This is a genomic window from Staphylococcus simiae (genome assembly GCF_002902085.1).
GTDB lineage: Bacteria > Bacillota > Bacilli > Staphylococcales > Staphylococcaceae > Staphylococcus > Staphylococcus simiae.
In genome coordinates this window covers 1-560 of record NZ_PPQR01000080.1, presented here as the reverse complement: position 1 = coordinate 560, position 560 = coordinate 1, and the positions used below count along the sequence as shown (strand labels likewise).

The 560-nt window shown below is 42.0% G+C and carries 1 protein-coding gene; it reads left to right on the top strand.

All coding sequences use genetic code 11. From position 1 onward, the window contains the following. On the top strand, window positions 1–560 hold a 560-nt coding region (locus CD113_RS09970; RefSeq protein WP_206167420.1), incomplete at both ends, for an Ig domain-containing protein.

Sequence of the window (560 nt, the reverse complement as noted above, 5' to 3'; positions counted from 1 at the left end):
ATCGACAATATCGTTATCGATAGTCAAGATAACAGTGGTCAACCAGTGACAAATAGTGTAAGTGGCTTACCAGAAGGTGTAACTTTTGATGAAGCAACTAACACAATTAGTGGCAGTCCAACAATGGTAGGCACATACCCAGTCACAGTGACAACAACAGACGCTGAAGGCAACACAACAACGACGAAATTTACTATTACAGTGGTAGATACGACAGCACCAACGGTGAAAGATATTGATGATCAAACGAAAGAGGTCAACACACCGATTGATAATATCGTTATTGACGGTAGTGACAACAGTGGTCAGCCAGTGACAAATAGTGTGAGTGGCTTACCAGAAGGTGTAACGTTTGATGAAGCAACGAACACAATTAGTGGCAGTCCAACGACTGTAGGCACATATCCAGTGACTGTGACAACAACAGATGGCGAAGGAAACACAACAGAGACGAAATTCACAATTACAGTGGTGGATACGACAGCTCCAACAGTAAAAGCGATCGATGATCAAACAAAAGAAGTGAACACACCAATTGATAATATCGTCATTGATGGAAG